The organism is Frankia sp. CgJB1 (assembly GCF_977947065.1).
The window spans coordinates 1-13,801 of sequence record NZ_CDWTNB010000107.1; the positions used below are offsets into that span (position 1 = coordinate 1).

General features: G+C 71.7%; 12 protein-coding genes. 4 read left to right on the plus strand and 8 right to left on the minus strand.

Translation table 11 applies throughout. The annotated features are described in order from the left end of the window. The coding region (locus tag AC08OT_RS13175) for an MFS transporter (RefSeq protein ID WP_476602860.1) at positions 1 to 983 on the plus strand (983 nt) is incomplete at its 5' end. Between the two features lie 156 nt (positions 984 to 1,139). Here the strand turns inward: AC08OT_RS13175 and AC08OT_RS13180 are convergent. Together AC08OT_RS13180 and AC08OT_RS13185 are read right to left on the minus strand one after the other, a co-directional pair. Next, positions 1,140 to 2,084, minus strand: a complete 945-nt coding sequence (locus AC08OT_RS13180) for an HpcH/HpaI aldolase/citrate lyase family protein (protein WP_476593978.1) — start codon at positions 2,082 to 2,084, stop codon at positions 1,140 to 1,142. After that, positions 2,081 to 3,148, minus strand: coding sequence for an HpcH/HpaI aldolase/citrate lyase family protein (locus AC08OT_RS13185; RefSeq protein ID WP_476593979.1), 1,068 nt, complete (start codon positions 3,146 to 3,148; stop codon positions 2,081 to 2,083). Before AC08OT_RS13185 ends, AC08OT_RS13180 begins: the two co-directional genes overlap by 4 nt. A gap of 621 nt (positions 3,149 to 3,769) precedes the next feature. Here AC08OT_RS13185 and AC08OT_RS13190 point away from each other — a divergent pair. Next, complete coding sequence (locus tag AC08OT_RS13190; RefSeq protein ID WP_476593980.1) at positions 3,770 to 4,972, plus strand: aminotransferase-like domain-containing protein; 1,203 nt, start codon at positions 3,770 to 3,772, stop codon at positions 4,970 to 4,972. 102 nt (positions 4,973 to 5,074) lie between these two features. On the opposite strand, the gene AC08OT_RS13195 is transcribed toward AC08OT_RS13190, so the two are convergent. Next, positions 5,075 to 5,791, minus strand: a complete 717-nt coding sequence (locus AC08OT_RS13195; RefSeq protein WP_476593981.1) for an SRPBCC family protein — start codon at positions 5,789 to 5,791, stop codon at positions 5,075 to 5,077. 2 nt (positions 5,792 to 5,793) lie between these two features. Further along, a complete protein-coding gene (locus AC08OT_RS13200; RefSeq protein WP_476593982.1) occupies positions 5,794 to 6,522 on the minus strand; it encodes an ArsR/SmtB family transcription factor in 729 nt (242 codons plus the stop codon). Positions 6,523 to 6,901: 379 nt separating this feature from the next. Here AC08OT_RS13200 and AC08OT_RS13205 point away from each other — a divergent pair, with 379 nt between their 5' ends. Beyond that, complete coding sequence (locus tag AC08OT_RS13205) at positions 6,902 to 7,798, plus strand: siderophore-interacting protein (RefSeq protein WP_476593983.1); 897 nt, start codon at positions 6,902 to 6,904, stop codon at positions 7,796 to 7,798. 368 nt (positions 7,799 to 8,166) lie between these two features. Next, complete coding sequence (locus tag AC08OT_RS13210; RefSeq protein WP_476602861.1) at positions 8,167 to 10,404, plus strand: serine/threonine-protein kinase; 2,238 nt, start codon at positions 8,167 to 8,169, stop codon at positions 10,402 to 10,404. A gap of 51 nt (positions 10,405 to 10,455) precedes the next feature. On the opposite strand, the gene AC08OT_RS13215 is transcribed toward AC08OT_RS13210, so the two are convergent. From AC08OT_RS13215 to AC08OT_RS13230, 4 genes are all read right to left on the minus strand, one after another. After that, entirely contained in the window at positions 10,456 to 10,611 is a 156-nt protein-coding gene (locus tag AC08OT_RS13215) for a hypothetical protein (protein WP_476598836.1), read from the minus strand. A gap of 83 nt (positions 10,612 to 10,694) precedes the next feature. Further along, a complete protein-coding gene (locus AC08OT_RS13220) occupies positions 10,695 to 10,976 on the minus strand; it encodes a hypothetical protein (RefSeq protein WP_476596351.1) in 282 nt (93 codons plus the stop codon). 162 nt (positions 10,977 to 11,138) lie between these two features. Continuing rightward, positions 11,139 to 11,957, minus strand: coding sequence for a glutamate ABC transporter substrate-binding protein (locus AC08OT_RS13225; protein WP_476596353.1), 819 nt, complete (start codon positions 11,955 to 11,957; stop codon positions 11,139 to 11,141). Between the two features lie 293 nt (positions 11,958 to 12,250). Then, positions 12,251 to 13,801 (minus strand): hypothetical protein (locus tag AC08OT_RS13230; RefSeq protein WP_476602862.1); only part of this gene is annotated, 1,551 nt, incomplete at its 5' end.

Sequence of the window (13,801 nt, forward strand, 5' to 3'; positions counted from 1 at the left end):
AAGCGGCATTGAGGCTTGCCTCCACCTACGAGCAGGTCGGGGTCGCCGCCCCGGCGCTGCTCCTGCTGGCCCGGCTGATCCAGGGCGCCTCCGCGGGAGGCGAGTATGCCGCGGGAAGCGCGTTTCTCATCGAGTCCGCACCGGATGGCCGTCGGGGGCTGTACTCGAGCTTCTTCTACATCAGTGCGACCTCGGCCAACCTGGCGGCGATCGGAATCAGCGCCTTACTCGCCAGCACGCTGGACTCGCAGAACATGACCAGCTGGGGCTGGAGGATCCCCTTCCTGCTCGGCTCGGTCGCGGCCGTGGTCGGCATGTGGATCCGGACGCACGCCAAGGAGACCCTCACTAAGACGGCGGACGAGCCGGCCGGTGCCCGTCGTGCCGACATGTTCGAGTTCCTCCGCCGGCATCCCAGGGAATCCCTCCAGGTGTTCGGGCTGACCGCGGCCCCGGCGCTGGTGTTCTATGTATGGACCGCCTACCTGCCGACGTACGCGAACATCACGGTGGGCTCCAACCTCAAGCACGGCCTGCTCTCCGGTGTCGTCGCGCTGACCATCTTCCTCGCCCTGCAGCCAGTCTTCGGAGCGATCTCGGACCGCGTCGGCAGGCGGCCGATGCTGCTCACCTTCGGCACCTTCTTCGTGGTCGGCACGGTTCCGATGCTGGCCCTCCTGGACGGCTCGACCACCAGGCTGCTCCTGGTCCAGATCATGGGGCTGGTGTTTCTCGCCTGCTGGTCGTGCATCTCGAGCGCGGTGGTCGCCGAGCTGTTCCCGGCGCGCCTGCACAGCTCCGGTATCGGGTTCCCCTATGCGCTCTCCGTCGCCCTCTTCGGCGGCACCGGCCCCTACGTCGCCACCTACCTCGTGGACATCGGCCACGCCGCCTCCTTCGGCTGGTACGTCACCGCCGTCGCCCTGGTCAGCACCGTGGTCTTCAGCCGGCTCCCCGAGACCGCGCACCGGCCCCTGCACTGACCGACAGGAGACATCGCCCGCGGGTCCGAGAGTCTGGATCACGCTGGCAGAGAACGACGGTGGCTTCCACCGCGGTGGAGAGGCTGTCGCATCCCTACAGCCGTCGGAGCGGCTGAACTGTCACCGTCAGAACAGCTACGGCCAGAACAGCTACCGTCAGGAGGCCGTCTGGCCGTCGGCCAGACCCGCGATGGCCGCGCTGACGGCGAGAATCCGGCGCGCGTTGTCGACGTGCAGGTTCTCGATCAGCCGGCCGTCGACGGTCGCCACTCCGCGGCCCTCGCGTAGTGCCTCCTCCCACACCCGCACAATCTCCGCGGCCTGCGCGACCTGGGCCTCGGTGGGTGAGAACGTGCGGTTACACGTCTCGATCTGGTTGGGGTGGATAAGCGTCTTACCATCGAATCCCATTTCGCGGCCCTGGCGGCATTCCGCCGCGAAGCCGTCGGCGTCACGGATGTCGTTGTAGACACCGTCGAGGATCACGGTTCCATTCGCGCGCGCGGCCAGCAGACACAGTCCCAGGCCGGTCAGCAGCGGGGCGCGGCCGGGCACGAATTCGGCACGAAGCTCGTTGGCCAGGTCGTTGGTGCCCATCACGAGGACAGTGAGCCGGGGCGACGCCTGGGCGATCTCCTGGGCGCGCAGGATGGCACCAGGTGTCTCCACCATCGCCCATATCATGGTGCGGTCCGGCGCGCCGGCCGCCTCGAGCCCTTTTTCGATCGCATGGACGTCCGACGGCGACTCGACCTTCGGCACCACGACGGCGTCCGGGCCCACCCGTCCCACGGCGCGCAGGTCGTCGGCATGCCAAGAGCTGCCGCGGGCGTTGACGCGAACCGTGACCTCCCGGTGGCCGTAGGCGACGTCGGCCATCGCCGTGCAGACCTGCTCCCGGGCGCGCTCCTTGGCAACGGGCGCCACCGCGTCCTCGAGGTCCAGGATGAGCGCGTCGGCCGGCAGATTCCTGGCCTTCTCCATGGCGCGCTCGTTGGCCCCGGGCATGTAGAGGACGGAACGCCGCGGACGGTACGCGGCGGACGGGAGGCCCGCGGGCGGGGGACCCGCCGGGGAACCCGCGGCCGCGGTGCCGGTCATCGTGCCTCCGGCGCGGGTAGTCCGTAGGCCGCCGCGAGCTGCGCGTCCCGGGCGGCGAGGCGAGTGGCGAGAGTGAGGATGACCCGGCACTGCTTCACCGAGGCGTCGTCCTGCATCGTGCCGTCCACCATCACGGCACCCGTTCCGTCGCCCATGGCCGCGACGACGCGCTTTGCCCACTCGACGTCCGCGGGCTCGGGACTGAAGACCTTCTTCGCGATGTCGATCTGGACGGGATGCAGTGACCACGCCCCGACACACCCGAGCAGGAACGCGTTGCGGAACTGGTCCTCGCAGGCGAGGACGTCGGCGATGTCACCGAACGGCCCGTAGTACGGCATGATCCCGTTCGCCGCGCAGGCGTCTACCATCCGGGCGAGCGTATAGTGCCAGGGATCCTGCTGGAACGTGGCTCGGACGGCCGCCGGGTCGTCCGGCCGCGGATCCTGGCGTACCAGGTAGCCGGGGTGCCCACCGCCGACACGGGTTGTCTTCATCCGCCGGTCCGCCGCCAGGTCCGCCGGGCCAAGGGACAGGCCCTGCATGCGGGGACTTGCCGCGCAGATCTCCTCGACGTTCGCGACCCCTCGCGCGGTCTCCAGAATCGCATGGACAAGCACCGGGCGGGACAGGCCGGCCTTTGCCTCCAACTGGGCGAGGAGGCGGTCCACATAGTGGATGTCCTCCGCCCCCTGGACCTTGGGCACCATCACCACGTCGAGATTCTCGCCGATGGCGGGCACGAGCGTGAGCAGGTCGTCGAGCCCCCAGGGTGAGTCGAGGCTGTTCAGGCGGATCCAGAACTGCGTCTCACCGAAGTCCGCGCCGTCGACGATCTTTATCAGGTTCTCCCTGGCAACGATCTTGTTGTCCGCCCGGACGCCGTCCTCGAGGTTCCCGAGTAGCACGTCGACCCGGGGGATGATCTGCGGCAGCTTCGCCGCCATCTTCTCGTTGCTCGGGTCGAAGAAGTGAATCATCCGGGACGGCCGCCACGGGATCTCGCGAGGCGGGAGTGGCGCCCCCACGGCGAGGGGAGCGAAGAAATCCTTGGCGCTGCGCATGTGAAGTCTCCCGGGAAGGAACCCTGGCCGGTGCCGGGCGACCGGACTCCCGGCGACCAGCGCGACACTTAGAGTCGACGACACTCGACTCCGCCGGACTGTATCAGTTCGATGTCCGACACGCTCCCCTGATCATCTCCCGCCCGATCGCGACCGTCGAGGTCGTGGTCCAGCCGGCAGGCATTCTCTGCGATCCGGGCGCTCTATTTCTGTTCCATGAGTTCCGCATAAACCACTGCGACAGGAGAATTCCCCGTCGCCATTCCGTCCAGGTCCGCAGTCTGGCTTTCTCCGTGCGGACGTCTTACCCACGCCGTCGGCGTTCGGTGCCTGTTCACGAGCAGCCCCCTCAACCAGCCCGATCGGAGACATCGTCTGCGCCCGAGACGAAGGGGCATGATGACCTCTGCCATCCCCATTCCTGGTGAACGTGCTGCTCGGCCTGCTCGGAGTCGCGGGCGGCCACGTGAGCCGGCGCCGATGGCTATGATCGCCAGAAAGTCCAGGATGCGGGAAGCACAGTCCACATGCTGGAACGCCGCTGTACGGCCGTCCCGGCGGTTGGCGGCGAGTGGTCGTGTACGTCGGGGAGAACCCGGAGAAGGAGTTCGAGGAGCCGCCATGACCAACGCCGCTCCACCCGCCGCTGCGGTGCCCGGTCTCGCCGCCCGAGCCGGCGCCGTGCGCACCTCGCCAGTGCGGGAGATCCTCGCGCTGACCGCCCGCCCGGAGGTGATCTCCTTCGCCGGCGGTCTACCCGCTCCCGAGCTCTTCGACGCCGACGGGATCCGGCGCGCCTACGACCGGGTGCTCGCCGAGGAGCCGCGGCGCGTGCTGCAGTACTCCGCCACGGAGGGCGACCCGGACCTGCGCCAAGCGGTCGCGGACCGCCTGGCGCGCCGCGGCCTGCCCACCCGAGCGGACGACCTGCTGATCACGAAGGGCTCGCAGCAGGCCCTGACGCTGCTGTCGGCGGCGCTCGTGGAGCCGGGTGACGCGGTCCTCGTGGAGGATCCGACCTATCTGGCTGCCCTGCAGTGCCTCGGCCTCGCGGGTGCCCGGGTGGTGCCCGTCCCCACCGACGAGCACGGGATCCTCCCCGACCGGCTGGCGGAGACGGTGGCCCGCGAGCGTCCCAGGCTGCTCTACCTGGTGCCGACCTTCCAGAACCCCACCGGTCGGACGCTGTCCGCGGCGCGCCGCGCGGCCGTCGCCCGGGTGGCCGCGGAGCAGGGCCTGTGGATCGTCGAGGACGACCCCTACGGTGAGCTGCGCTTCCAGGGCACGCGGGAGCCGTGGATCGCGTCGTTCGCCGACGCCGCCGACCGCACCGTCCTACTCGGCAGCTTCTACAAGATCATGGCCCCAGGGATGCGACTGGGCTGGCTGCGGGCCCCGGCCATGCTGCGGCGGGCCTGCGTGATCGCCAAGCAGGCCGCGGACCTGCACACCTCCACGGTCGATCAGGCCGCCGCCGCCCGGTATCTGGCCGACGCCGACCCCGACCTGCACATCGCGCGGATGTGCGCCGCCTACCGCGAACGCCGCGACGCGCTCCTCGACGGGCTCGCCTGGGCACTGCCGCCCGGGAGCAGCTGGAACCGGCCCGAGGGCGGCATGTTCGTCTGGGCCCGCCTCCCCGACGGTCACGACGCCACCGCCCTGCTGCCCGGCGTGGTGGAGCACGACGTGGCCTACGTTCCCGGTGCTCCTTTTTTCGCGGGGCCGCCGGACCCCGCGACGCTGCGCCTGTCCTTCACCACGCACCCGCCGGTGGAGATCACGGAGGGATTGACGCGGCTGGCACGGGCGTTCGGAGTATGACCGTCATCCCTGACCGGGTGCCGGTGCCGGCCCGACACGAGCCGGCGGAGATCGACGAAACGGCGGAGATCGGCAAAACGGCGGGGATCGACGGAAAGGCGCTTAGGCGAACACGTCCTGCAGCCAGTCGGTCCAGGCCTGGGTGGTCTTCGCCTGGTCGGCGCCGGGGGCGAACAGGTGCAGGGCGATGCCGATCGGGGCGCCGAAGGCGTTGCGGCCGAAGAAGCGGTACAGCCCGTCGCCGGTCCGCAGGCCGAGGAAGTGGGGATGCAGGTAGTCGACCACGGCGTCCAGCGGGTCGATGCCCGGGAGGGTGACGCGCAGCGCGTCGCCCTGGCCGACCTCGTCGGCGACGCCGAGCTCGCGGCGCAGCCGGACGAACGCGTCCGGCGCGGTCGAGGACGCCGGCGCGTCGGCCGCGACGTAGGTCACCGGCCGGCGGCTGAAGTACCGCAGGTACTGGCCGAGCGTGTGCAGGTAGAAGTCGGTGTGCTGGCTGGCGCCGTCGTACTGGTTCTCCCAGTCGTCGACGAAGATCCCGCTGTGGACGTAGCGGAAGGAGGTCATGCCGCCGTCCCGGCCCTCGATCACGTGTTCCAGCTGGTTGAACCAGCCGTCCGCACCCTCCACCCGGGTGACGAGGTGGTGCGGCGGGTCCCAGACGGTGACCGTGCCCCCGAAGGGCGCTGCGCCACCCTGCCGGGGCTCGAACTCCATCGGCCACAGCCATCCGCCGTTACCGGTGGTCACGGCGTCCCAGTACTCCTCCGGGGAGGTGGGCAGCACGCCCTCGCGGCGGATCTCGAACTCACGGGACATCTCTAGTTCTCCTTGGTTGCGGTGGGGCCATCGGTTCCGGTGGGGCCAGCTGCGTTGGTGGGACCGTCGGTGCCGGTGGGACCGGCGGTGCCAAGGCCGAGGACGTCCTCCCCCGCATCGGATCCGACAGCCACCCGCTCGGGCCGCGTGACGCTCGGGTGCAGGGCGATGACGAAACGGTGGGAGCGCCCGCCTTCGGCGGTGGTGTCGTGGTACCTGCCAACGAGGGCAGCAACCGTCTCCCCGAGCTCCGTGGCGAACGCGGCGCGGTCCGTGGCGGAAGCGAATCGGATCTCGCTGTCGATCGCGAACGTCGCCAGCCGCTGCCGGGCAGCGGTGGCACCGGTGATGAGGTCGCCGACCTCCCGCACCAACCGGGCACCGAGCGCGAGCAGCCATCGGGCAGAGCGCTGATCCGGCGACCGGCCGGGATCCGGGGCGACCGCCGGCAACGCGGTCGGCGAGATCACATAGGAGGCCGCCGTCGCCCGTAGTACGCGCTCGGTGCAGTTGCCCCTTCTGCGTTCCTCGACGAGTTCGACCAGCCCGTGACGCTCCAGGGCCCGCAGGTGGTAATTGACCCGCTGACGTGACAGCCCCACGGGAGCGGCCAGGGTGCTGGCCGAACCCGGCTCCGCGAGCGCGGCCAGCAAACTCGCCCGGACCGGGTCGAGCGCGGCCCCCGCGGCGGCCGGGTCATCGATCACTGCGACCTCCAACATGCGCCTCATCGTCTTACCGAAAATTTTCCTTGTTAAGGAGGATGATCCTGTCGGGGCAGGTACGGGGCAGGTACGGAACGACCGTCGCGCCCCTCCGCGAGTCATCGCCCGAATGGCGGGGCATAGGTTCGTCCTGGAATGCCACCCGGGCTCGCGGAGGTCGGGACGGCCCCGTCCCGGGCCTGAAGCTCGTCCGTGCGGGCCAGAACCAGTCCGGCCCGCGGTCACGAGAGGCAGGACGCAAGAGCCGATGTCGACGTTCGGGCCGGGCTCCTCCGTGCCATCCACGCCCCACCCGACCGGACTACCGGACGGGCGCGACGGCCGCCCGTCGGCGTAGGCGGAGAACCGGCCCGCGCCGCGGCACGCCCGGCCGGCCCCGCGCCGGCTGCGGGTCGTCCGCGTCACCCCGCTCACCGGGGACATGGTGACGGTGACGCTCGGTGGGCCGGCGCTGGCCGGATTCTCGCTGCCCCGGGCCGCGCAGCACGTGAAGATCTTCCTGCCGGCCGACGGGCAGACCGAACCGACCGTTCCGGGCTGGGGGCCGGACGGACGACCCGTCTTCCCGGCGGGTGCGCCCCGCCCGATCGTGCGGACCTACACCCCGCGCCGGTTCGACGCTGAGGCCCTCGAACTGGAGATCGAGATGCTCCTGCACGGCGAGGGCCCGGCTGGGCGGTGGGCGGGTACCGCCCGGCCCGGTGACCATCTCGCCATCGCCGGACCGGGGGGTGGATACGAGGTGCGGACGTCGGCCGCGCACCACCTGCTCGCCGCCGACGAGACCGGCCTGCCCGCACTGGCGACGGTGCTGGAACGGCTGCCCACTCGGGTACCGGTGACCGTGGTGGCGGAGGTTCGCGACGCCGGCCGCCAGCGGGCTCTCCCGGTCACCCCCGCGACGACCGTCACCTGGCTGCACCGTAACGGCGGGGTTCCCGGCGCACTGCTGGCCGAGGCCGTCGAGGCCATACCCCTGCCCGCCGGCACCGCGGCCTGGGTGGCCTGCGAGGCCACGGCGGTACGCCGGATCCGCCGTCACCTGCTCGCCTCGGGGCTGGACCGCGCCGACCTGTCGACCCGTGGCTACTGGCGGCTGAGCGCGGCGGACCATCCCGATCATGACTACGGGGAGGGCGAGGCGGCGGATGTCACCCGCGGCGGCGAGGGACGGATCGATCGGCTGCGCCGCACCCTCGGGCCGCTGAAGCAGCGTGCCGAAACCACCGCGCGCGGCCTCAGCGCGACCGTGAAGGCCCGCGCCGCCGAGCGCCGGCGGTGACCGGGTCGGCACCTGCTTCGACCACCCGATCCTCGACCACCCGATCGTGGGTGCGGCATTTCGGTGGGACGCGTCCCAGGGCCCTCGCCCGCCAAACAACTCGTAGCCGACGCAACCGGGCTCCGTCACGGCGGGCAACCCGACCGCATGGCAGGCTGGTCACGTACCAGCGCGCACCGCCCGACCACGGGGATCCACCGCGCCACGGCATTCCATGCCGACAAGCCGTCGCACGGACAAGCCGTCGCACGGACAAGGCGACGAACGGACCGGACGACGGCGCTCGGGGACGACCCACCGGGGAACGACGGCACGGGGTGGCGGGTGGACCCGGCACGCGAATGGTGCCCGTCGGCGAAGAGGGGCCCATGACGGAGGACAGCGCGAGACCCCCTGCCGGGCCTCCCATCGTCGGGGAACCCGGGTCGGTGAATCTGCCGGCTCCCCGGGTGACCGCGCTACCCCGGCGGGGTCCGGCGGCCGGCGCCCACCGTGATCCGCTCCGGCTCCCGCACCTGGTCGGCCCGCCCCCCGGGTCGACCCCGCCCCTCCTGGGCGCGCCCAGCGTTCCCACGGGCCTGCGGGAGTGCGCCGGGTGCGGCACGCCCGTGGCCCGGCCGGGCCGGGACGAGCAGGACGAGAGCGTCGCCCTGGAGGGCAGCTGCGCGGGATGCGGCCACCGCTACTCGTTCACCGTCAAGCTGCGACCGGGCGAACGGGTCGGCCGCTACACCGTGCACGGCGTCATCGCGCACGGCGGGCTCGGCTGGGTATATGCCGCGACCGACGACAACCTCGGCGGCGACGACGTGCAGGCCTGGGTGGTGCTCAAGGGCCTGCTCGACGCGGCGAACCCGGAGGCGCGTCGGATCGCCGAGGGAGAGCGGCGCATCCTGACCACGGTGTCCCATCCGGGCATCGTCAAGATCCTCGACTATGTCACCCACCATGGCGAGGACTACATCGTCATGGAGTACGTGCCGGGGGTGTCCCTGGCCGGCCTGGCCGAGGTCGGGGTGGCGGGAGCGGACGGGCGGTCGGCTCCGCCGTCGGCCGCCGATGTGATCCGCTACCTGCTGCGGGTGCTTCCGGCCCTCGGGCATCTGCATCGCCTCGGGCTGGTCTACTGCGACCTGAAACCGGAAAACGTGATGGTCACCGCCGAGGACGTCAAACTGATCGACCTCGGCGGGGCGCGCCGGCTCGACGACCGCGTGTCGGGATACCTGTCCACGCCCGGCTACCGGGCCCCCGAACTCGACGACGACGGGGAACGCCCGGCGGGCATCGCGCGCACCGCGCCCACGGTCACCACCGACATCTTCGCCGTCGCCCGGACCCTGGCCCGTCTCGTCCTCGGCCGGTTCCCGGGCTTCCTCGGCGCCTACCGGCACACCCTGCCGCCGCGCCGGGCCCATGCCCCGTTGCGGGACTTCGAATCCCTGGACCGGCTCCTGCGCCGGGCCACCGCGACCGATCCCGACCAGCGCTTCCAGAGCACCACGGAGCTCGCCGACGAACTGGTGGGGGTGCTCTACGAGATCGTGGCCAGAGCGGAGGGGCCGGTCCCCCCGTTGGCCAGCCGGTGGTTCGACGCCGTCGGGCATCCCACCGGGGAGGCGGGGCCCGCCGGGACCCCCGCATGGTGGGAGGTCCTCCCCGATCTGCGCATCGACCAGGACGATCCATGGGCGCCCGGACTGACCGCCGGTTCGGACGAGGAACCGGCCTCCCTGGCCACCCGGCTGGCGGCGATCGTCCCGAGAACCACCGAGGTGCGGCTATCCCTGGCCCGCACCCAGATCCGGGCCGGGCAGCTCCATGAGGCGGCGGGCACTCTGGACGACGCGGCCGCGGAGCAGCCGCGGGAATGGCGGGTCGACTGGTACCGGGGCCTGCACGCCCTCGTCGGACGACAACCGGCCGTGGCCGCCGCGGCGTTCGACCGGGTCTACTCCCGGGTCCCCGGGGAGCTCGCTCCGCGCCTCGCCCTCGCGACCGCACTCGCGGACATGGCGACCACCGCGGGCACCGCGGGCACCGCGCCTGAACGTGACGCGGCCCGGCACCGGGCCGCAGCCCTGTTCGACGTCGTCTCCACCATCGATCCGAGCACGACCAGCGCGGCGTTCGGGCTGGCCCGATGCCGGACCAATCCGGCCGACAAGATCGACGCTTATCTACGGGTCCCTCCGTCGTCCGCCGCCTACACCGCGTCGCGGATCCGCATGATCGGGGTGCTCGTCGGCCGGGCCACCCGACCAGACCGCGCGGCCTCGGGATCGGCGGCCCTGCACCGGGCGGCGACGATACTGGCCGATCCAAGGCTCGACCTGGGCGAACGACGCCGGGCCGAACTGCACCGTGACCTGTTCACCGCCGCCCTGGCCCTCGTCACGACCTACTCGTCCGCCTACCCGGCCGCCTACCCGGCCGCGGATGCGCCCCGGCCACCGACCCTGCTCGGTCGGGTCATGGTGGAACGGGACCTCCGCTTCGGACTGGCCGAGACCTACCGGGAGATGGCCCGGTTGGCCGGTGACCGGGCGAGCCGGGTCCGCCTCGTCGACCAGGCGAACCGCATCCGTCCCCGCACGCTGCTCTGACGTTGACATCCTTGCTCAGCCAGCTTCCTTGCTCAGCCGTAGCTTCCTTGCTCATAGGCGCTGAGCTGCGGTGCGCAGGTGGTCAAGCAGGTCGTCGACGAGTTGCTGGGGACTCGCGTGACCCTTCCCGTCAGCGGCGAGATGCCCCGCCAGGGCAAGGTCGGCAGCCCCGTGCGCGAGTGCCCGCACGAGAGATGCCACGCGCACCGGGTCACCTGCGGGCAACGCACCAAGCTGTTGGGCCGCGGTGACGGTATCGACGAGCATGGTCTGCGCGGCGTGGGCCGCTGTCAGGCCGCAGTGCTCAGCTCCCGCGAGTCGATCGACCAGGCGCCAAATACCAGCCTGAAGCGTGCCGGGTACTCCAGTGCCCAGGTGATGTAGTGGTGCATCGCCATGCGCAGTACCGCCTCGGGCGTCCTTCCACCACGCATCGCGGTGGCGAGTTCGGCGCCTTGCCGCTCCAACTCCCGGGCGGCGATCGCGGCGAGCAGCGCCTCCTTAACCCGGTACCGACGTCGCGCGCTGCAACCAGCTCTGGGACGCCAGCGCACGGCTTGCCGGTCTACCACCCGAACTGTAATAATCATCAGAGTTCGGGTACTAGGCCTCGGATGCGCATCGTTCATCATGAATCGCCATGAATCGCCGGCTTCGATCTCGTGCTCGCCCCCGGGAGACCTGGAGCTCCCGGGCTTCGCCTGGCCCGCCCGGCCCGCCGGTTCACGGCCCGATCAGGGACGGCCGCCGTCGAGCAGCGGGGGGCGGCCGGGTACGCGTAGGCCCGGTCGCAGCCACTCGTCGTACAGGCGGGACCAGGTTCCGTCGAGCATGATCTCGCGAAGCACGCCGTTGACGAACGCGACGAACTCGTCGTCTCCCGCCGTGTCCCCGGTGATCGGCATGGCGATACCGTAGGGCTCGTCGAGCCAGCCGCCGGCTTCGGAGCCCGCGCCGAAGGCGCTCGGCCCGAGCACCGTCGTGTCGGGGTCCTGGGCGGCTAGCCCGGCGAGGAGGACATCGTCGCCGGCGATCGCGTCGACGTCACCGTGCTGGAGCGCGACCAGGCAGTCGGCGATGCGGGCCCGGGTCACCGGTCGGGGTCCCGGCGCCGGCAGCTGCGCCAGCTTCTCGCTGGACGTGCTCCCCGCCGACGAGCAGACCGGTCGTCCGACGAGATCGGCGATACCGCGGAACCCGGCGTTCTCCCGGATCAGCAACCGCAGAGTCGACTCGTAGTACACGTCGGAGAACCGGACCTGCCGCTTGCGCTCGCAGGTGATGGTCATGGTGGCCACGAGCATGTCGACCATGCCGGAACGGAGCAGGTCCTCCCGCTCGGAGGTGGTGACGGCACGGAACTGGACATGATTGTCGACCCGCTCGGCACCGAAGATGGCCGCGGCGACCGCGCGGGCTATGCCGACGTCGAACCCCTCCAGTCGCAAGGTGCGCCAGTTCATCAACCCGGCCGGGGGCGCGTCGGTGGCGATGCCCACGCGCAGGTAGCCGCGGTCCTGCGCGATCGCGCGCAGGCGGCTGCCCACCGGCATCCGGCCGGGGGGAGGCATCGGGGTGAGGGGGGGATTGCTCGACCGGAGCGGTCTGCCATCCCGGCGACAGGTTCCATCCGGGTTGGCCGATCCCGCCGACGCCTGCGTGGGCTCGGCGCCCGGCACCGGTGATGGCGGCATCGGGGCGGCCTCCAGCGGAAGGGGGCTACGGGCGGTGCTGCAGCCCGTACCGCCCACGAGGACCATGCAGCCGACGAGGATCCCCCCGAGCACCGGGCCCACTCCCCTGGTCGGGATGGGGGGGTGCCGGCGCCCGGTCCGACCGGGCGGACTCACAGGTACTCCCGGAGCCGGGGCCACATCCCCGCCGCGGCCGCGACGATCGCGGTGAGGACGAGCGCCGGGCCGGCCAGCTCGAGATCGCGCAACGCCGCGGCGGCCCAGCGGGCATCTCCTTCGAACCTGCCCCGGGCGACGTCGATCGCGACGTCGAGCTTGCCGAGGAAACTGGTGAACGCCGTCGTGCCCGGCCCGAGGGTCCGGGTCACCGCCTGTCCGAACGTGTCGGAGGAACGCGGGTCCCCGACGGAGGAGCCGGCGTCTCCCGGTCCTCGCGCGGCCGCGACGACCGAGTCCGGTGACGAGGCCAGCAGAGCCACCACCGAGGCCCGGATACGCAGCCAGGAGCGCAGATCGCCCTCGAGTCCCGCCGGTATCCCGGCCCCCCCGCGCGCGTCGAGGGCGACGACGAGCGAACCACGACGGGTGACCGGTTCGGGCGGTAGGCGGTCGCCGGTCACGTCGAAGCCGAGGCCTCGGGTCACCCAGGCGAAGTGCTCGTCGAAACGGGTGCCGTTGCCGAGCGCCGTCAACGAGAGGTTCTCATCGACCCGTGCCTCCAGAGCCAGGGTCTTCGATCGGGCGAGCAGGCTTATCGGTCGGTACCCGGAGTCTTGCGCGGTGTCGAGACGGGTCTGCTGGGTTCCGAAGGCGACCGCGGTCCAGGTGACCGTGGCCAGGATGCACCCGGTGCCGAGCAGCAGGCCCGGGTTGACCAGTCGGTTCGTGCGTCGGACCAGAAGCAGCTGGACGCCGACGAGCGCGATGATCGCGAAAGCGGCCGTGATCACGATCGCCCATTCGCCCCGCGAGCCGGTGGCCTGCTGGTAGGCGGTGTCCACCGCGTCGGCGTACCGGGCGACGAGCACCTCGGTCGCCGGAAGGATCTCCGTGCGCATCATCGTCGAGGCGGCCCGCAGGTTGGCCTCGCCGACGGACAGCCCCGCCCGGTTGTTCGCCCGGGCCCGTTCGACCATCCCGTTGTAGACAGGAATGCCCCCGGCGAGCACGCCCAGAGGGCACGATGAGGCGATCCGCCCGGGCGACGGCCGGGTCCCCGCGCCGTCGGGTCCGGGCGGCGGCGCCGCGGGGCCGGACCAGGGCGGGTCCGCGGCGCACAGGGCCGGGTCGAGTCGGCGCAGGTCCAGGACGTCACGGGCGGCATCGGCGACACTCGCCTCGAACAGCCCGCCGTTCTTGATCCGGTCATAGCGCTGCCGCAGCTCGGCGGCGGGCTCCCCCCTGCCGACGAGAAGCTCGACGGGCGCGAAGACCTCCGCCGCCGCCGCGGCATCCGCCTGGGACAGGGCGGCCCGCAACTCCTGAGCCGTGGCGAGCGCCCGGCCGTGCCGGCTCACCAGGCCGTCGGTCGCATCCAGCCGATGAGCGACCACGCCGTGCAGCGTCAACCCGAACAACGCGAGCGCGACCACGAGAAACGCCAGCAGCCCGACGAGCCGGACACCCGCGTCGCAGCGCGCCGCGACGCCCAGCACGGCTCGCGCGAGCCGCGCGCCCCACCGCGCTCGCGGGCCGCCCGGGCC